The organism is Sphingosinicella microcystinivorans, assembly GCF_027941835.1.
Taxonomy (GTDB): Bacteria; Pseudomonadota; Alphaproteobacteria; order Sphingomonadales; family Sphingomonadaceae; genus Sphingosinicella.
This window is the reverse complement of the sequence record NZ_CP116005.1, coordinates 2,321,814-2,340,321: the sequence shown is the minus strand read 5'-3', so window position 1 is coordinate 2,340,321 and position 18,508 is coordinate 2,321,814. Positions and strand designations below refer to the sequence as shown.

At 68.4% G+C, this 18,508-nt stretch carries 18 protein-coding genes; 5 read left to right on the top strand and 13 right to left on the bottom strand.

All coding sequences use genetic code 11. The annotated features are described in order from the left end of the window. Nucleotides 1-32 precede the first annotated feature (32 nt). The gene (locus tag PE061_RS11250; RefSeq protein WP_271255379.1) at nt 33-908 is read left to right on the top strand and encodes a DMT family transporter; all 876 of its coding nucleotides are present in this window, start codon (nt 33-35) and stop codon (nt 906-908) included. Next, entirely contained in the window at nt 905-2,206 is a 1,302-nt protein-coding gene (locus tag PE061_RS11245; RefSeq protein ID WP_271255378.1) for an MFS transporter, read from the top strand. The genes PE061_RS11250 and PE061_RS11245 overlap by 4 nt, the downstream gene beginning before the upstream one ends. Here the strand turns inward: PE061_RS11245 and PE061_RS11240 are convergent. Next, nucleotides 2,194-3,135: a hydroxymethylglutaryl-CoA lyase gene (locus tag PE061_RS11240; protein ID WP_271255377.1), complete on the bottom strand. Its 942-nt coding sequence runs from the start codon at nt 3,133-3,135 to the stop codon at nt 2,194-2,196. The two genes, PE061_RS11245 and PE061_RS11240, sit on opposite strands and share 13 nt — an antisense overlap. Before the next feature lie 151 nt (nt 3,136-3,286). Here PE061_RS11240 and PE061_RS11235 point away from each other — a divergent pair, with 151 nt between their 5' ends. Beyond that, nucleotides 3,287-5,152 carry a flavin-containing monooxygenase gene (locus PE061_RS11235; RefSeq protein ID WP_271255376.1) on the top strand — a complete coding sequence of 622 codons (1,866 nt, stop codon included), beginning with the start codon at nt 3,287-3,289 and terminating at the stop codon, nt 5,150-5,152. 87 nt (nt 5,153-5,239) lie between these two features. On the opposite strand, the gene PE061_RS11230 is transcribed toward PE061_RS11235, so the two are convergent. From PE061_RS11230 to PE061_RS11205, 6 genes are all read right to left on the bottom strand, one after another. Beyond that, entirely contained in the window at nt 5,240-6,496 is a 1,257-nt protein-coding gene (locus PE061_RS11230) for an IS701 family transposase (protein WP_271255375.1), read from the bottom strand. Between the two features lie 86 nt (nt 6,497-6,582). Then, nucleotides 6,583-7,356 carry an SDR family NAD(P)-dependent oxidoreductase gene (locus tag PE061_RS11225; protein WP_271255374.1) on the bottom strand — a complete coding sequence of 258 codons (774 nt, stop codon included), beginning with the start codon at nt 7,354-7,356 and terminating at the stop codon, nt 6,583-6,585. A 10-nt stretch (nt 7,357-7,366) separates the two neighbouring features. Next, complete coding sequence (locus PE061_RS11220; RefSeq protein WP_271255373.1) at nt 7,367-7,861, bottom strand: flavodoxin family protein; 495 nt, start codon at nt 7,859-7,861, stop codon at nt 7,367-7,369. A 1-nt stretch (nt 7,862) separates the two neighbouring features. Continuing rightward, complete coding sequence (locus PE061_RS11215) at nt 7,863-9,152, bottom strand: acyl-CoA dehydrogenase family protein (RefSeq protein WP_271255372.1); 1,290 nt, start codon at nt 9,150-9,152, stop codon at nt 7,863-7,865. A 78-nt stretch (nt 9,153-9,230) separates the two neighbouring features. After that, a complete protein-coding gene (locus PE061_RS11210; RefSeq protein ID WP_271255371.1) occupies nt 9,231-9,944 on the bottom strand; it encodes a hypothetical protein in 714 nt (237 codons plus the stop codon). A gap of 4 nt (nt 9,945-9,948) precedes the next feature. Beyond that, nucleotides 9,949-11,136: a toxic anion resistance protein gene (locus PE061_RS11205; RefSeq protein ID WP_271255370.1), complete on the bottom strand. Its 1,188-nt coding sequence runs from the start codon at nt 11,134-11,136 to the stop codon at nt 9,949-9,951. Between the two features lie 80 nt (nt 11,137-11,216). Here PE061_RS11205 and PE061_RS11200 point away from each other — a divergent pair, with 80 nt between their 5' ends. Continuing rightward, nucleotides 11,217-12,116 carry a hypothetical protein gene (locus tag PE061_RS11200; protein WP_271255369.1) on the top strand — a complete coding sequence of 300 codons (900 nt, stop codon included), beginning with the start codon at nt 11,217-11,219 and terminating at the stop codon, nt 12,114-12,116. Between the two features lie 287 nt (nt 12,117-12,403). Next, nucleotides 12,404-13,531 carry a sigma-54 interaction domain-containing protein gene (locus tag PE061_RS11195; RefSeq protein ID WP_271255368.1) on the top strand — a complete coding sequence of 376 codons (1,128 nt, stop codon included), beginning with the start codon at nt 12,404-12,406 and terminating at the stop codon, nt 13,529-13,531. A 7-nt stretch (nt 13,532-13,538) separates the two neighbouring features. On the opposite strand, the gene PE061_RS11190 is transcribed toward PE061_RS11195, so the two are convergent. The 6 genes from PE061_RS11190 to PE061_RS11165 all read right to left on the bottom strand — a co-directional run bounded on the left by PE061_RS11190 (nt 13,539) and on the right by PE061_RS11165 (nt 18,505). Next, entirely contained in the window at nt 13,539-13,856 is a 318-nt protein-coding gene (locus PE061_RS11190; protein WP_271255367.1) for a hypothetical protein, read from the bottom strand. Next, complete coding sequence (gene fliS, locus PE061_RS11185; protein WP_271255366.1) at nt 13,853-14,239, bottom strand: flagellar export chaperone FliS; 387 nt, start codon at nt 14,237-14,239, stop codon at nt 13,853-13,855. The genes PE061_RS11190 and fliS overlap by 4 nt, the downstream gene beginning before the upstream one ends. Further along, nucleotides 14,236-16,221 (bottom strand): flagellar filament capping protein FliD, encoded by a 1,986-nt coding sequence (gene fliD, locus PE061_RS11180; RefSeq protein ID WP_271255365.1) that lies wholly within the window; start codon nt 16,219-16,221, stop codon nt 14,236-14,238. Before fliD ends, fliS begins: the two co-directional genes overlap by 4 nt. A gap of 109 nt (nt 16,222-16,330) precedes the next feature. Then, complete coding sequence (gene flhB, locus PE061_RS11175; protein ID WP_271255364.1) at nt 16,331-17,458, bottom strand: flagellar biosynthesis protein FlhB; 1,128 nt, start codon at nt 17,456-17,458, stop codon at nt 16,331-16,333. A 1-nt stretch (nt 17,459) separates the two neighbouring features. Beyond that, nucleotides 17,460-18,239, bottom strand: a complete 780-nt coding sequence (gene fliR / locus PE061_RS11170; protein ID WP_271255363.1) for a flagellar biosynthetic protein FliR — start codon at nt 18,237-18,239, stop codon at nt 17,460-17,462. Next, complete coding sequence (locus PE061_RS11165) at nt 18,236-18,505, bottom strand: flagellar biosynthetic protein FliQ (RefSeq protein WP_271255362.1); 270 nt, start codon at nt 18,503-18,505, stop codon at nt 18,236-18,238. Before PE061_RS11165 ends, fliR begins: the two co-directional genes overlap by 4 nt. Between the last annotated feature and the right edge of the window lie 3 nt (nt 18,506-18,508).

Here is an 18,508-nt window from a genome sequence, read left to right as displayed (position 1 = left end):
GCGCCCGCCGGACCTCGGCAAGCAGCGGCGCCATGCGCCCGTCCTCCGCCCCGCCGATGCTGCTCGCGTTTCTCGCCATCGCGCTGCTTTGCGCGATGGACGCCGCGATCAAGTTCGGCGCGCAGACGCATACGATCATCACCGTCACCTTCATGCGCTATGCTGCGGGCGCGCTGCTCGCGCTGCCGCTGATGCTGCGCTTCGGCAAGGCGCCGGTGTCGCGCGATGCCTTGCAGGGCCATGCGGTCCGCGGCCTCGTGATCGCCGCCGCGGCGTACCTGTTCTTCTACGGGCTCTGGGCCATCCCGATCGCCGAGGCGATCGCGATCTCCTTCATCGCGCCGCTGCTGGTGCCGCTCATCGCGCGCGTGCTGCTCGGCGAGCGGATGCGCCTTATCAACGTCGCGGCCTGCCTCGTGGGGTTCGGCGGTGTCCTCGTGACGGTGACGGGGCACGTCTCCATGCCGACACCGAACCGCACCGAGGGGGTCGCCGCCGTGTTCGTGTCGGCGGTGCTCTACGCGCTCTCCGTCGTCCTCCTGCGGCAGCGGGCGACGCGCGACGATCCGCAGGTCATCAGCTTCCTCGCCGCCGCCTTCCCCGCGCTCTACACGGCGCCCTTCGCGCTGCTCGCCGCGCCCCTGCCCGCGCCCGGCGCCATCCCGCTGTTCGCGCTGATGGGCGCGCTCGGCACGGGCGGCATCCTGCTTCTGGCCTATGCCTACGCGCGCGCCGAGGCGCAGAAGCTCGTGGTGTTCGAGTACACGGCGCTCGGCTGGGGCGCGCTGCTCGGCTGGTTGCTGTTCGGCGAGAGCGTGCGCCCGCAGGTGATCGTGGGCGGCGCGATCGTGGCGGGCGCCTGCCTGATGGCGGCATGGTCGGAGCGGCGCAAGGCGGCCGCTGCATGAACCCGCCGGGCGGCGGCACGCGCGGCGATTTCGCGCTGCTGTTCCTCGTGCTGTTCGTCGTGGCGGCGGGCAACACCGCGCTGCAATCCGTGCTGCCCACCATCGGCCGCGAGATCGGCATCCCCGACCTGCTGGTGGCGACGATCTTCTCGTTTTCGGCGCTGATCTGGACCTTCGCCGCACCGCGCTGGGCCGACGCCTCCGACCGCTACGGCCGCAAGGCGCTGATCCTGCTGGGCCTCGGCGGCTATTTCGTCTCGAAGCTGATCTGCGCGTTCGTGATCCTCGCCGGGCTCGAGAAGCTGATCGCGCCGGTCGCGGTGTTCATCATCTTCGCCGCGGCACGTTCGCTGTTCGGCCTGTTCGGATCGGCATCCAACCCGGCGGCGCAGGCCTATGTCGCCTCGCGGACCGGCCCTTCGGAGCGCACTCGCGCGCTCGCCGTGCTCGCCTCGGCGTTCGGGCTCGGCACGATCGTGGGACCGGCGGTGGCGCCGTTCTTCGTGCTGCCGTTCGTGACGCTTTCGGGGCCGATGTTCGCCTTCGCGGTGTTCGCGCTCGCGACGCTGATCGTCGTCTCGCGCCGCCTGCCCGCCGACGCGCCGGGCGCGAGCGAGGAACGGCCGATCGCCAACCTCGAGCCGACCGTCGCCACCGGCCCGCGCAGCACGCACGGCGCGCGCACGCGCACGCACCGCCGCCTGTCGTGGCACGATCCGCGCATCCTGCCGTTCTCGATCTACGGCCTCGCCATCGGCAACGCGCAGGCGGCGAGCGGCCAGTCGCTCGGCTTCTTCATCATCGACCGGCTCGGCCTGCCGCCCATCGAGGCGCAGACCTTCATCGGCATCGCGCTGATGGCCGCCGCCGCCGCGACGCTGCTCGCGCAGTGGGCGCTGATTCCGATGTTCCATCTGGGGCCGAAGCTGCTGATGCGCTGGGGCGCGGGCCTTGCCGCCGCGGGCTCGATCCTGCTCGCGGTTTCGACCGATTTCTACGGGATCGTGCTGTCGTTCGCGATCGCCTCGCTCGGCTACGGCTTCGCGCGGCCGGGGTTCAGCGCGGGCGCCTCGCTCGCCGTGGGGCTGGAGGATCAGGGCGCCGCGGCGGGCGCGATCACGGCGGTGAACGGCGCCGCGTTCATCATCGCGCCGACCATCGGCATCGCGCTCTATCAGGTCTGGCAGCCGCTGCCCTACCTGCTGAGCGCGGTGCTGCTGCTCGCCATGCTCGTCTATTCGCTGAGGAACCCGCTGCTCGGCGCGGACCTCGACCGCGACGAGATTCAGACGCAGTAATTGGCGGCGGGGTAAGCGCCCGCGGGCGGCCCCGCCTTCGCGACCATCGAGGGCAGCGCCTTGCCCATCACGGTCTCGAACCAGTGGTTGGTGGCGATGGCGGCGGCGAGATCGACGCCGGTCGAGACGCCCGAGCCGTCCAGCATGAACAGCAGGTCCTCGGTCGAGATGTTGCCGGTCGCCTTCGGCGCGAACGGGCAGCCGCCGAGCCCGCCGAGCGAGGAATCGAGCACATTGACGCCCGCCGCATAGGCCGCCCACGCGTTGGCGATGCCGGTGCCGCGCGTGTTGTGGAAGTGCGCGCGCAGGCGGACGCGGTCGCCGACCGCAGCGCGCACGCGGCCGAACAGGTCCGTCACCTGCGCGGGCACGCCGACGCCGATGGTGTCGGCGAGCGCGATCTCCTCGGCGCCCGCCTCGGCCATCGCCTCGGCGCAGCGCACGACGGTCTCGGGCGGCACATGGCCCTCGAACGGGCAGCCGAACGCCGCCGAGATCGTCACCTGCGCGACGAGGCCGTTCTCGCGCGCGAGCCGCAGCATCTCGCGGTTCTCGGCGATGCCCTCGTCGATGGTCTGGCCCTGGTTGCGCTGGCCGAACGTGTTCGAGGCGACGAGCACGCAGCCCGCCTCGTCGACGCCGCGCTTGTTGCCCTCGCGGCTCTCGATGGCGCGCAGCACGCCGCGCTTGTTGAGGCAGAGGCCGATGTAGGAGACGTCGCGGCGATCGGGCAGGCCCGCGATCACGGCCTCCGCGTCCGCCATCTGCGGCACGCGCTTGGGGTTCACGAAGCTCGCGACCTCGAGGCGCCGCACGCCCGCGTCGATCATGCGCGTGATGAGGCCGAGCTTGTTTTCGGTGGAGACGATCTCCGGCTCGTTCTGAAGGCCGTCGCGCGCGCCCACCTCAACGATCGTCACGTTTGCCATGCCGTCTCTCCTGCAAAACCTCGCGCGTCCGACTTGGGCATTTCGGCGGCAAGGTCAATCCCCTCTCAAAAGCGACACGCTCTCAAGTTGAGGGGCCTGCACCGGGGACCGTTTGGCGCAATGATGGCACGTCTTTCGGGGAGAGACCGCCATGACCACAGGCCGAATCGAAGCCGCGCTCACCGAGGCGCATGTCCCGTCGCTGATCTGCGCGCTCGTCCACCTGACCGGGGATACGGGCCTGCTCACCGGAAACCGGCCGACCTACGACTTCTTCGGCGACGGGCAGGGCAACCTGCCGCCCGCGTTTCAGGACGAAGTGCGGCGGCGCGCGGCGGAGGCGATCAGCGCCCATCTCGCGGGTGCTCCCCTACCGCCGCCGCCCGATGCCGCGACCGTGCGCCGCATGATGGATTTCATCGCCGGGGCCGACATCCCGAAGCACTACGTGCCGTTCCTGAGGGAGGAACTCGGCCTCGAAAGCGCCGATCCGAAGCGGCCCGAGCCCGCCCCGGCGGAGAAGCGCGTCGCCATAGTCGGCGCGGGCATGTCGGGGCTGCTCGCCGCGATCCGGCTGCGTCAGGCCGGGCACGAGGTGGTGGTCGTCGAGAAGAACGAGGACGTGGGCGGGACGTGGCTGGAGAACACCTATCCCGGCTGCCGCGTCGACAACCCGAGCCACCTCTATTCCTACTCGTTCGAGGCGAATCACCACTGGCCCGCGCATTATTCGACGCAGCCGACGCTGCTCGCCTATTTCCGGGACATCGCCGACAAGTACGACCTCCGCCCGCTGATCCGCTTCGGGACGAGCGTCGACCGCGCGGAATGGGACGAGGCCGCCGCCGTCTGGCGCCTGACGCTGTCCGGGCGGCACGCAGGCAGCATAGAGGCCGACGCGCTCGTCAGCGCGGTCGGGCAGCTCAACCAGCCGCGTCTGCCCGACATTCCGGGCGTCGGCACGTTCAAGGGGCCGGCCTTCCACAGCGCGCGCTGGCGGCACGACGTGGACCTGAAAGGCAAGCGTGTCGCGGTGATCGGCACGGGCGCGAGCGCCTACCAGTTCGTCCCCGAAATCGCGCCCGAGGCGGGAAGCCTCACCGTCTTCCAACGCACGCCGCCGTGGGCGGGGCCGACGCCGAACTACCACGATCCCGTCACCGGCAATGTCCAGTGGCTGCTCGAAAACGTGCCCTTCTACGAGAAATGGTATCGCTTCTGGCTGTTCTGGATGCTGACCGATGGCATCCTGCCGTTCGTGAAGGCCGAGGAGGGCTGGAGCGGCCCGCCAGGCACGATCGGCGCGATGAACCTCGAACTCCGGACCGCGCTCGTGCAGCAGATCGGCCTGCAATGCGAGGGGCGGCCGGACCTGCTTTCGGCGGTGATCCCGGACTATCCGATCGGCGGCAAGCGCAGCCTTCGCGACAACGGCGTGTGGATCGCCGCGCTGCGCCGCGACAACGTGCATCTGGAACAGACGCCGATCGCGCGCATCACCGAAACCGGCATCGAGACCGCGGACGGCACAACCCGCGATTTCGACGTCATCGTCTACGGCACCGGCTTCAAGGCGAGCGACTTCCTCTCGACCTTCAAGGTCGTGGGCCGGGGCGGCACCGAACTCCACGACCGCTGGCAGGGCGACGCGCGCGCCTATCTCGGCATGACGGTGCCGGGCTTCCCGAACTTCTTCATGCTCTACGGGCCGAACACCAACATCGTCGTCAACGGCAGCATCATCTTCTTCTCGGAATGCTCGGTGCGCTACATCGTGCGCGCGCTCGCCATGCTCGGCGAGGAAGGCGCGCGGACGCTCGACGTGCGCGAGGACGTGCACGACATCTTCAACCGCCGCGTCGATGCCGGGAACGCGCGGATGGCGTGGGGCCAGCCGGGCGTTTCGAGCTGGTACAAGAACGCCACCGGCCGCGTCAGCCAGAACTGGCCGTTCGCGCTCGTCGACTACTGGGCGGCGACGCTGAAGCCCGATCCTTCGGACTTCGAGATGGCCTAGCACTACTTTGGCAGATTCTGTCTTGTAGGGGGTCGAAGGTTGTATCCGCAGTTGGGGCAATGGCTCGGCGGAGGTCGTGAGAGGTGATCAAGGATGGCTTGCCTGACTGCTGGCAAGCTGGGCTGTGGCGGCGGGCCGCCGATTCTTTTTTTCCCGCCCCGCTGCTGCGAGGCGGCGGGATTGGAGGAAGGCATAGGCGATCATTGTCATGAGCGCGTGTCGGTGCAAGCCAGTCCATGATCGACCTTCGAAGTGGTCGAGCCCCAGCTCTTCCTTGAGTTGCTGATGGGCCTGTTCGCAGATCCAGCGGGCCTTGATGGCACCGGCCAACTTCTTGATCGGCGTATCGGCAGGAAGGTTCGAGAGATAATATTTGCGTTCTTCATTCGAGCGATGCTCGCCCACCAGCCAAGCCTCTTCGCCGGGCATATGCTGCGATCCCATACTGCCGATACGTTGCGGCGCCCCGTCAGCGATTCGCACCCGCATCGCCGCAAAGCGGGCGGAGAGACGTCGCTTCGTGCCACGCCGCCAACTGACCTGCCGCCATCTGGCACCTTCCAATATTAGATGGGCAGCGATCGACTTGCAGTCGGGAACGTGGCGTTGACGCGGCCGCCCGCGGCCAGCGACAGGGAAGACCAGTTCCACATCGGCAGGATAAACTTTCTGGTGCTTGGGAATGCCCACCGCCCAGCACAGTTCCCGCGTACTCAAGGCCTGTCGGAATGACGCTGAAAGCCCATAGCCGGCATCGGCAAGCACGCAGCCAAATCGCACACCGGCCGCGATGATCCGGTCGATCTCCTCGATCGCGATTTCCGGTTTGGTCCTGGGCTGGCGATACCCTTGCGGTACGCCGGCCTTCGCCATCCGCGCGTCGTCACCCATCCAGCTCTCGGGTAGAAAGAGGCGCAAGCTCAGCATGACAGGCACTTCACCGTTCGCGAGAGTCGTGGAAACCAGTGTCTGACAGTTGGCTCTCTTGCCCAGCGCCGATGCATATTGGGGAGCAACGCCGACCGAACTCATGCCCTTCTTCGGCAAGGCTGTATCGTCGATGATCAGCCAAGCATCCTCACCGCCGACCAGTCCCTCGGCATGCTGCCACAGCGCTGCCTCAAGCGGCTTGCTGTCCCACAGTCCGGCACCAATGAAATGATGCAGCCGGTCGTAGCTGATCGCATCGTCGCGCGCCGCCATCGGCTGGATGCTCTTGCGATCGCCCGGACCGATCAATCCGGCGATATAAGCGGGGCACATCCGACGCCGCGCCTTGTGCCCCAGCCCGTTGAGAAACGGCTCAAGCCAGCGCTCGAGGTCGCCCATCCAATCCGCGTCCATCGCCAGCCTCCCAAAAGCTGGCTCCCTATGAACCACCGAAACCCCGACAAGGGAATCCCAAAAATCAACATTCTACCAAAGTAGCGCTAAAGCGACTGGCCGTCGTCGAGCGTAAAGCTGGAGCCGGTGATCGCCGCGCTCGCGTCGGAAGCGAGGTAGAGCAGCATCGCGTCGAGGCTGTCCTCCGGCATCAGACGGCGGCGGTGGAATTTCGCGATCTGCTTCTGACCGGGCTCGGTGTCGAACCAGTCGCTGTTGATCTCGGTGCGCACGTAGCCGGGGCAGATCGAATTGACGTTGATGCCCTGCCGCACCCAGTCGCGCGCCAGCACCTTGCCCATCTGCTGCACCGCCGCCTTCGAGGCCGAGTAAGCGGCGAGGCCGGGCTCCACCGTGTTCGCGGTGATCGAGGAGACGATGACGATGCGGCCGTGCCCGCGTTCGCGCGAGCCCGCCGCCATCAGCCGCCGCGCGCCTTCGCGCACGGTGAGGAACACGCCGGTCAGGTTCACCCCCATCAGCCGGTTGAAATCGTCCGCCGAAAGCTCGGTCGCGGGGCCTTCGACGTTCATGCCCGCGTTGGCGACGATGCTGTCCGGCGTGCCGAATTCCTCCTCGATGCGGTCGTAGGCGGCGATCACCGAAGCTTCGTCGCTGACATCCATCTCGACCGCAAGCGCCTCGCCGCCCGCACCTGCGATCTCGTCGGCGAGGTCGTCGAGCAGATCGACGCGCCGCGCGCCGAGCGCGACCTTCGCGCCGCTCGCCGCGAGCTGCCGCGCGAACCGCGCCCCGAAGCCCGACGACGCGCCCGTCACCAGCGCGATGCGTCCCGAAAGGTCGAACGAGAAATCCGCCATCATCCCTCCCCTAGACTATTCCCATTGCAAGGCCCGCAGCCAGTGCATGACCCAGATCGCGGCACGTCTCAAGGTCTCCCGACCCGATCCGCTTCGGCGCGAGGATCGCCTCCGGCGTATCGGCGTGGGTGAGGACGATGCGCGGCTCGGCGGCGGGTTTCAGCCGCCAGCCGGTCGCGATCCTCGCGATCTGGCGCACGGCGTTCGCGCCGTCCGTGCCCGCGCAGACGAGCGTCGCGTAGGGCCGCCCCTCGATGCGGCCGAGCACGGGATAGTAGCAGCGATCGAAGAAAGCCTTCATCACGCCCGCGATCGCGGCGAGGTTCTCCGGGCACGCGAAGATGTAGCCGTCCGCCGCCAGCAGGTCGTCGGGTCCCGCCTCGGACGCCGGTTTCAGCACGACCGCAACGCCGTCCTCGCGGCACGCGCCCTCCGCCGCCGCCTCGGCCATCTGCCGCGCGCCGCCGGTCAGCGAATGCCAGACGATGAGGAGCGTCTTCGCCATCCTAGCCTTCAAACGCCGCCTTCTTCGGCCCCATGTAGCCGAACAGGAATCCGGCCACCTTGCGCATCTGGATTTCCTCGGCGCCCTCGGTGATGCGGTAGCGGCGGTGGTGGCGGTAGATGTGCTCGAACGGCTTGTGCCGCGAATAGCCGATGCCGCCGTGCACCTGCATAGCGCGGTCGGCCGCCTCGCAGACGAGGCGGTTCGCCCAGTAGTTGCACATGGAGACCCGGTCAGAAAGCTCGCGCTCGATCGCCTTGTGCGGCATCCGGTCCATCTCCCACGCCGTCTTGCGGATCAGGAGCCGCAGCATCTCCGCCTGCGTCGCGAGCTCGACGAGCGGGAACTGGATCGCCTGGTTCTCCGCGAGCGCCTTGCCGAAGGGCTTGCGCGCCCGCGCGTATTTCACGCTCTCCTCGATACAGAAAACGGCCGCGCCGAGCGACGAGGCCGCCTGCCGGATGCGGTTCTGGTGGACGAACGACTGCGCGAGCGCGAGGCCCGCGCCCGGCGCGCCGAGCACGGCGGTTTCCGGCACCCAGACGTTGGTGAACGACACGCGCGGGTGGTCGGTCGGCATGTTGAAGGTCCAGAGATACTCCTCCACCTTCACGCCCGACGCGTCCGAGGGCACGAGGAAGCAGGTGATGCCGCGCGCGTCGCCGTCCGCGCCGTCCGTGCGCGCGAAGGTGGCGCAGTGCGTGGCGACGTGCATCAGCGTCGTCCACATCTTCTCGCCGTCGATGCGCCAGCCGGGTACGCCGTCGCGCGTCTCCGGCACGGCGCGCGTCTCCATATGGGTCGCGTCGGAGCCGTGCTCGGGCTCGGTGAGGCCGAAGGCGACAATGCGCTCGCGCCGGAAGCCGCCGGGAATGAACTCCTGCTTCTGCGCCTCGGTGCCGAACTCCTCGAACATGGCGACGAACGGGAAGTTGCCGACGATCGAGTGCTCGTTCTGGAGGTCGTTATGGAGGCCGAGGCCCTTGGCGGCGAAATGCTCGCGGATCACCGCCATCCAGAGGTTGGAGCCGTCCTTGCCGCCGTATTTTTTCGGCGCGGAGAAGCGCCAGTGCCCGGCGGCGTCGGCGCGGCGCTGCGCCTCGGCGAGCAGGGCTTCCCATTCGTGGCGGGGGAGGCCGCCGTTCTCGAAATCGGTGCGCGCCCACTCGCGGCGGTGGTCGAAGTAGCGGATGTTATCGTCCGCGCGCTCGAGCGGCCTGATCTCGGACTCGATGAAGGCGTCAAGTTCGGCGAGGTAGGCGACGAGGTCGGCGGGCAGATCGAAATCCATGGGCACTCTCCTTCCCTGCCAGATAGACACGCGCCGAGGCGCGCGTCCACCACACGGGATTGAGAGGTCGTTAGATTTCTAAGTAAGTGCGCCGTTGTCCCTGTAGCGCTGTTCGAGGAACTTGCCCTCGACGGCGAGCGCATCGAGATCGCCGCGCACGAGCTGCTCGGAAAGCCGCCGAAGCTCGTCGGCGATGGTGACGAGCCCCTCCAGAAGCTGCTGCTCCGGCTCGCTGCCCGGCGCGCGGTAGGCCTGCGGAACCTTGAGATAGGTGTCGACGAGGCGCGGCAGATGCTCGCCGATCAGGCGGCGCGCGTCGCCCGCGATGGGCTGGCCGGAGGGCACCTGCGCGAGCTGTTCGCCGAGCACTTCGAGGCGCAGCAGGATCTCGTCGATCTGCTTCGCCGCGCGCGACGGCAGGCTCCGGCGCTGGCGCTCCAGCCAGTCCTCGACGCGGCGCGGGATCGCGGCGAGGTCGGCGTTCTTCATGGCCTGCGGCGTCGGCATGTCCATGCGCGGCGTGCGCAGCAGGAAGAAGCCGCCGAGCCCGAGCGCCGCAAGCGCGAGCAGCAGCAGCCCGTTGATGCCGAGCGGCCCCACGAAGATGCCGAACAGCAGTGCCGCGACGACGACGGCGACCACCGCGATCACAGCGTTCGTCACGCGGCGCACCAGCGACTGCGTCTGCCGCCGCGCACGCCGCATCACCGCCGCCCGGCCTTCCGGCGTGCGCGCGAGTCGGCCGAACATGTCGTCGGCGCGCCTCAGGATCTCGGAGACTTCACGCGCCATCCGCTCAGCCTTCGATCGCCTTGAACGTCGACGCCGGCCCCTTGATCTGCGCCTGCGCCGCGCCCTCGGCGCGCGCGATGTAGCCGCGCGACTTCTCGACCTCGCCCGACAGCGTCTCGACCGTCTCCTTCATCGAGGCGAGCGCCTCCATCTTGAACGTGTCGATCGAGTCCATCGTCGCGTAGATGTTCTCGAAGGCGCGCCTCAGCGTCTCGATGGGAATGGTCGCGGACGCCGCCTGCTTGTGGATCTCGCCGGTCTGGTTCCTCAGCATCGTGCTCGTCGAGTCGATCACGCCCGCCGTCGTCGTGTTGAGCGCGGTGATCTGGTCGAGGACGAGGCGCTGGCTGGTCAGCGCCTGCGCCACCGTCACCGCCGTCCGCAGCGCCGAAACGGTCGTGGTCGAGGCGCGGTCCACGCCCTTCGTCAGCTCGACATTGTTCTTCTTGACGAGATCGAGCGCGAGATAGCCCTGCACGCTCACCGCCATTTGCGTGAGCAGGTCGGTCGTGCGCTGGCGCGCGTAGAACAGCGCGCTTTCGCGGACCGCCTTCGCCTTCGCGGGATCGGAGACCTCGAGCTCGGCGGCGGCGGCCTCCAGCTTCGCGTCCAGCGTCTTGGAGACGTGGATCATCTGCTCCAGCTTCTCCATCGTCTTCCAGAGGTTCTGGCGCTCGACGTCGATGGCAGCGTTGTCGCGGAACAGCTCCTCGCGGCTGTTCGCGAGGTTGTCGAGGATGCCGGAGATGTGGCTCTGCGCGGAGCGGTACTTGTCGAAATAGCGGTTGGCGCGGCTTCCGAACGGGATGACGCCGAGAATCTTGCGCGGCGCCAGCTTCCTGCCGTCCGTGCCGGGGTCGAGGTCCTCCACCGTGCGGCGCAGCGCCACGAGGTCCTTGCCGATGTTGCCTTCGGCGTTGATCGCCTTCACCGGGCGGTCGAGGAAGCGGTTCGAATGCTGCGCCGCCTCCGCGATCTCGCGGCGGCCGAGCGCCGTCACCTCATCGACGAGCTTGCCGAAGGCGGGGCTGTTCGCGTCCTGCGCCAGCAGGTCGTCGACGAAGCTGTCCACCGTCGCTTCCAGCTTGGTCTTCTTCTCGTCGCTGATCGGCACGAGCCCGGCGGCCTTTTCGGGCGCCACGGTGATCACGGGATCGGGGGCCTGAAGCTTCAGCTCGGTTTCGGTCTGCATTACCGCTCCTAATGATCCGTTTCCTGTCCTATGCTTATCACCATATTGGGTGTGTTGCCCACATAATACAAGGGGACGCCGTGAAGACCTTGCAACGCCTGATGTTGGCCGTGTTTCCGCTGTTTGCCGCGGCGGGTGCAGCCGCGCAGCAACCCGAGCCGACGAGCGCGGCGGATTCCGCGCTGCACCTGTCGCGTACGCTCGGCATCAGCCTCGAGGAAGCCGAGGCGCGGATGCGGCTCGCCGACCGGCTCGCCGTCTTCCAGCTCCGCGTGCGCTCGGACCCCGATTTCGCGGGGCTCTACCTCGAACACGAGCCGAAGGCGCAGGCCGTGGTGCTGTTCAAGGGCGACGCCGCCGAAAAGCTGAAACGCTACGTCGGTGACGACGCCTTCGTGCCGCGCAGCGTGGACTATTCGCTCGCCGACCTCGCCGCCGCCGAAACGCAGGCGAAGGACGCCTTCAAGGCCGCCGGGCTGACGCTCGTCGGCACGGAGCGGGACATCGAGGCGAACCGCGTGCTGCTCCATGTCGTCGACGATGCGGCGGCGAAGGCTGCCATCGCCGCAGGCAGGCTGAAACTCTCCCCCGCCGCCGTGCTGAACGTGGTGGGCGACGACAGCATCCCGCAGCCGCAAAAGGCGGGCGCCGTCACGCACTTCCCGCAGGCCCGCGATCCCTCGGGCGCGGCGATGCAGGCGCTGTTCACCGGCACGCTGTTCGTGAAGGACGGGTGCCTGCGCGTCGGCGACGAGACCGGCGAGAGCCGCCTCGTACTCTGGCCGTCCTCGGCCCGGCTCGACGAAGAGGCCGGCAAGCTCGTGGTGCGCGACGGCGCGGCGGGCGGCACGCTCACGGTCGGCAGTGCCGTGTCGCTTTCGGGCGGCGGCACCGCCGAGCCGCCGCCGCCCGGCTATCTGCTGGAGGCCATCCCGCGCGCCTGCACCGGCCCCTACTGGATTGCCGCGAAGGGCTGGTAGGACACCCGGCAGCCGCGACGGCGACCGCCCGCGCGTAGAGGTTGCGTCAATCTTTGTGAACGCGGGCGATGGGAAAGGCGGCCGCCGGGGAACCGCGCGGGCCTCGAACGGCAGACCGCCACCCGCTCGTTTCGCCCCGGAAATGACGGAATCGCTACGCTTTCACGACGAAACCGTGATTTTTCGTAATCTACTGAGAATTAAGGATTCCGCGTATGAATTTCGTTAACCATTTCACCGTTACATCTCGTTTCACGGCATCGGGGTGATGCCCAGGGGGAACATGGATGACGGTTGCAACGGGGGCTGCAGCGGGCGGCGCATTGGCCGAACTGGAAACGCTGCTCATCGGTCGAAGCGAAGCGATCGTCAGGGTCCGTAATCTCATCATGCGTCTCGCCGGTTCGCAGGCTTCCGTACTGGTCACGGGCCCGTCCGGCACCGGCAAGGAAGTCGTGGCGCGCTGCCTGCACCTCGCCTCCCCCCGCCGGAACAACGAATTCGTCGCCGTGAACTGCGGCGCCATCCCGCGCGAACTCATCGAATCGGAACTCTTCGGCCACGAGAAGGGCGCCTTCACCGGCGCGCTGCAAAGCCGCAAGGGCCGCTTCGAGGCTGCCGACGGCGGCACCATCTTCCTCGACGAGATCGGCGACATGCCCGCCGACATGCAGGTGAAGCTGCTGCGCGTCCTCGAGGAGCGCAAGATCGAGCGCGTCGGCAGCAACAGGACGATGGCCGTCGACGTCCGCGTCGTCTCCGCCACGCACAGGGACCTCGAACAGGCGATCGCCGAGGGCCGCTTCCGCGAGGACCTGTTCTACCGCCTCAACATCTTCCCGCTGCACCTGCCGGCGCTCGCCGACCGCCGCGAGGACATCCCGATGCTGGTCGCGCACTTCCTGAAGCAGGCGGGCGCGAAGCTGCGCTTCGACGCCCCGGCGCTGCGCGCGCTGTGCCAGCACGGCTGGCCGGGCAACATCCGCGAGCTGCGCAACGTCGTGGAGCGCGCGGTCGTGCTGTTCGGCGAGGGCGAGATCGGCGTCGGCGATGTCGAGCTGCTGCTCGGCGCGGCGCTCGACCGCCGCGCGCTGCCGAACGAGGACGCGGCGCTCTGGGAAGCGACCACGGTTTCCGAGGAAGAGGCCGACACGCGCCTGCCGGAAGCTGCGGTCGTGCCGCTGCGCCCCTACGGCAACAGCTTCGACATGGATCCCCGCGCGCTGCTCGGCGCCGGAAGCTGCGACATGCGCGCGCTCGTCGCCAAGCTCGAACAGTCGCTGATCCACGCCGCGCTCGAACAGAGCGGCGACATCGTCGCCGACGCGGCGCGCGTGCTCGGCCTGCAACGCACCTCGCTCATCGAGAAGATGCGCAAGTACCAGATCGGCCGCGGCGAACGCGCCGTCGCCTAGGATAGCCCTAAGCGGTTCTCGCTTTCCCGTAGAGCCTGCGCGCCGTGCCGGACTGGCGCAGCGTCTGGGCGCTGCGGTCGTGCGCGCGGCGGCCGACCGCGATGGCGTGGCCGATCGTCACCGAATGCGATTCGGCCTGACGCAGCGCCGCCAGCGCCTCGGCGCGCAGCGCCGGATCGGCGGCGAGCCCCGACAGCGTCTTCACGAGCGCGAGGCGCACCGTCTCGTAGCGTTCGACCGCGGTCCAGTCGCCGCCCGCCGCCGCGTGCGCGGTCATGCCGGACAGCGATTCGATGTCGCCGAGAAGCGCCGGGATCGCCGTCACGGACGAATCTGCCGCCAGGCGTCGGCAAGGCCGGAGGCGGCCTCCGTGGCGGCGGCGAGACGCCGCGTATCGTTGTCGCGGCCGGCGGCGATGGTCTCCTGACGGAGGTAGGCGTAGGCCGACGAAAGCGATTCGGCGACCGGCCCGCCGCGATTGAAATCGAGGCTCGATTCGAGGCCGTGCAGGATGGAGAGCGCACGGCTGATCCGGCTGCTCTTTAGGGGCAGGTCGCCGCGCTCGACCGCGATCCCCGCCTGCCGGAGCGCGGAGAGCAGCTCGTCGTACAGCATCTCGATCAGGCGGTGCGGGCTCGCCTGCTCGGTGCGGGTGGCGGTGTCGATGGCGGCATACTGCTGCCGCGCGCGCATGGCCTGCATCATCATCCGAGATCCCGCGTCCAGAGGTCGATCTGCTGCTTCATATACGCCTGCGTGCTGTTGAAGGCGGCAATGGCGCGCTCCATCGCCGCGAACTGGATCGTGAGCCGCTCCTCCAGCGCGAGGCTGCGCGCCTCGACGCGGTCCTGCTCCTCGGCGATGGCCTTGGCTTCCTTCGCCAGCCGCTCCGACGTCGTCGTGAAGCCGCCGCCGGACGCGGCAAGCTGCTTCTGCATGTCGGCGATGAGGCCCGCGACGGTCGAGCGCACGACCACCGTCGACGACGACACCCCGCCGAGGATGTTGACGGCAAGACCCGACGCCGCCGAGGACGACGCCGCGATCAGGCGGTTGCCGATGCCGATGGCGTCGACGCCGCCGATCTTGCCGGACGCGTTGGTGCCCGCCGTCGCCATGGGCACGTCGAGGCCGAGCGTCGCGGCGAGCGCGCCGTCGAGGCCGACGATGGTGACGCCCGACGTGCTGCCCACGCCCTTCGAGGTGAAGGTGAACGCCGATCCGTCCCACGCGGCGGTCAGCGACAGGCCGAACGACTTCAGCACCGAATCGTCGTTGATCGCGGTCTGGAACGCGGCAGCGAGCGCGGCGCCGCTCGCGTAGCTGCCCTCGGGCAGGTTGATGGTGAGCGAGGTGCGGCCGTCGAGCGTGACGGTGAAGCTCCTATTCGTGGCGTCGATGACGACCGGCACGTCGAACGCCGAAGGCGCCGCCGCGCCGGAGAGCCTGCCGGAGGTCGCCGCGACGATGTCGGTGACGGCGTAGGTGCCCGGTTTCGCGGCGCCGAGGCTGCTGGCGATCTCGACGAGCGGCGAGCTGCTGGTCTGCCCCGGCACGAACATGTCGTGGACGCGGCCCGGGTGGTTCGTCACCGCCTTCGTCAGCATCGCATCGTCGATGCTGAGCGTGCCGTCGCGGTTGGTCTTGATGCCGATCTCGGCGAGGCTGGAGGGCCCGCCGCCGTCCGTCAGCAGCATCTTCGTGCTGAGGTCGGCGAGCATCCGCTTGAGGTCGCGCGTCGTGCGGTCTCCCGCGAGCGCGCCCGCGGCCGCGCCGTCCTTGCCGGGCCGGGTTTCCTCCGCGAGCATCGAGACGAGCTGGTTGTAGACATCGACGTAGTTGCCGACCGCCGTTTTCAGCGTGGCGGCGTCATAGTCGCTGGAGATCGTCACCGGGCCGTCGGTGACCTTCAGAAGATCGAGCTTCAGGCCGGAGACGAGGTCCGAGATGCTGTTCGTCGGCCGCTCGACGGTGATGCCGTCGATGACGACGACGGCGTTCTTCGCCTCGGCCGTCCATGTCATGCCGGTCGCGCCGGGGCCGAACGCGAACGCCTCGAGGCCCGCATCGGCGTCGATCGTGAACGCCTTCGCCGCGCCGGTCTCGCCCCGAATCACGAGACGCGCGCCGCTCGCATCCTCGACGATCGAGGCCGTGACCCCGGCGTTCGACGCGTTGATCGCCTGCTGGAGCCCGACGAGGCTGTTGTTGTCCGGCCCGATCGTGATGGTGACGGGCGCGGCCGTGCCCGCCGTGAAACCGGAGGGCGTCGGGAACGTGCCGGACAGCGTGCCGAAATTGATCGTGAGCGTGCCCTCGCCGATGGGCGCGTTGCGGTCGGCGACCGGCGCCGACGCCACCGTCTGCCGCTGCGCGAGCTGCGTCGCCTCGAGCGTGTGCGAAAGCGAGGGCGGGCTCGACGAACCGCTGAGCGAGAGCGCGATCGACGAGGTGTCGCTGCTGATCACCTGGCGGCCGAGCGCGCCGCTGCCGACCAGCGAACCGAGCGCCGTCGAGAAGGCGCTGAGCGCCGAGCTGATCGTCGAAAGGCTGGAAATCCTGGCGTCGACGGCGGTCTGGCGCGCGGCCAGCACCTTGTCGCTGCCCGCGCGCTGCGCGGCGACGAGGTCAGCGATGAGCTGCTTGGTATCGATTCCCGACCCGCTGCCGAGCGCCGTCAGAATGGACATTGCACCTGCCTTCTCGTTCGTGCGGACGCGCGCCGGCCGCTCAGACTGTTCACGACCGATTCTGCGCCGGATTTAGGGAATAATCGGTAAAGATTCGCGGGCGTTCCGATCATAGCGGCCGCCCGGTCTCGTCGAAACGCGCGCCCTCGGGCACCTCGATCTCGGGCTGGGTCAGGCGATCGCGCTCGACGCTGAACACGAACGCCAGCACGCCCGCCACGGCGACATAGAGGTCGTCGCGGATTTCCTGCCCGATCTTCGAGGTGAAGAACACCGCGCGGGCGAGCAGCGGATAGGACAGCACCGGCACGTCGTTCTCCGCCGCGAGATCGCGAATCACCTCGGCAACGAGGTCCTTGCCCTTGGCGACGACGACCGGTGCGAGATCGCGGGTCTTGTCGTAGCGGAGCGCGACGGCGAAGTGCGTCGGGTTCGTCAGCACCACGTTCGCCTGCTTCATGCCCGCACGCATGTTGTTGCGCGTCGCCTCGCGCTGGCGGCGGCGAAGCTGCATCTTCACCTCGGGCGAGCCTTCGGTCTGCTTCAGCTCGTCCTTGATCTCCTGCCGCGACATCTTGAGCTTGCGCATGAGCTGGATCGCCTGAAGCGGGATGTCGACGCCCGCCACCACCACCAGCCCGAACGACAGGACGAGCAGGAAAACGGCGGCGAGACGGCCGGTGTGCGCGATGGCGTTGCCGACGTCCTCGGTGCCGAGCGAGGCGATCTCGCGCGCATAGTCCGAGAGCATCCACCAGCCGATGGCGCCGACGAGCACGACCTTCAGGATCGACTTGCCGAGTTCGGTGAGGCCCTGAAGGCCGAAGGTGCGCTTCACCCAGTTCATCGGGTTCATGCGCGACGCCTTCGGCGCGATCAGCGTCATGTTGAACTGGAACGTGCCGAGCAGCGCCTGGCTGACGAGCGCGGCCGTGAAGCAGGTGAACAGCAGGCCCGCAAGCGGGAACGCGATCACCTTGGCGAGCGCCCACGTCATCGCCGCGGGCTGGAAGTTGACGCCGCCGTGCTTCAGCCCGGCGAGCGCGGTCTTCAGCATGAGTTCGAGGCTGGAGACCATCCAGCCGCCGGCAAGCGCCAGATACGCCGCGCCGACGAGCATGACGAGCGCGGTGGTCAGCTCGCGCGAGCGGAGAACGTCGCCCTTTTCCGCCGCGTCTCGCTTGCGCTTCTCGGTCGGGGCCTCGGTTTGCTGGTCCTTTTCGGGTTTGTCGGACACGTCAGCGCCCTCCCAGCCAGCTCTTGGCCTCGTCGAGGCCGGTGTCGGCAGCGGACTGCATGAGATCGCTCATCGCCGGGAAGGCGATGGCGAGCACGACGAAGCCGGTCATCAGCGTCAGCGGCAGGCCGACCGCGAAGATGTTGAGCTGCGGCGCGGTGCGCGTCAGCACGCCGACGAGCAGGTTGAGCGCGAACAGCGAGAAGCCGACGGGAAGCGCGATGGCGAGCCCGCCCGCGAACACGAAGCCGCCGAACTTCACGATTCCCCAGAAATGGTCGCGCGTCAGCCAGTCGCCGCCGAGCGGCATCAGGGCGTAGCTTTCCACGATCAGGCGCACGAGGATCAGGTGGCCGTTCAGCGCGAGGAACAGCAGCGTCATCAGGATCATCAGGAACTGGCCGACGACCGCGCTGTTCTTGCCGCTCTGCGGATCGACCATGTTGGCGAAGCCGAGACCGATCGAGTTCGCGATGTACTCGCCCGCGAGCAGCGGCGCGGCGAAGGCGAGCTGGAGGATGAACCCGACCGAAAGCCCGATCATCAATTCCTGCACGACGATGACGAACCCCTGAAGCGACAGGATGTCGTGGGGCACGTCCACCGGATACACGGAGAGCACGAGCACGCCGATCGCGCCCGCGAGCACGACGCGCACCTGCAAGGGCACGCCGATCGCGGAGAAGATCGGCGCGGCGACGAGCGTGCCGCCGATGCGCAGCATGGCGAACATCAGCTGCATCAGCCACGCCTCGATGCCGACCGACAGGATGCCGGTCATCTGACGAGGTCCGGGATCCGGGAGAAGATGTCCTGCGTGAAATCGACGAGCAGGCCCATCATCAGCCCACCGAATAGGCCGAGGCAGACGAGCACGCCGAGCAGCTTCGGCACGAAGCTGAGCGTCGCCTCGTTGATCGAGGTCGCCGCCTGCACCATGCCGAGCAGCACGCCGATGGCGAGCGCCGGGATGATGACCGGCGCGGCCACCAGCACGAGGATCCAGAGCGCCTGACCGGCTGCTGCGGTGAAATAGGCTGCGTCCATCGT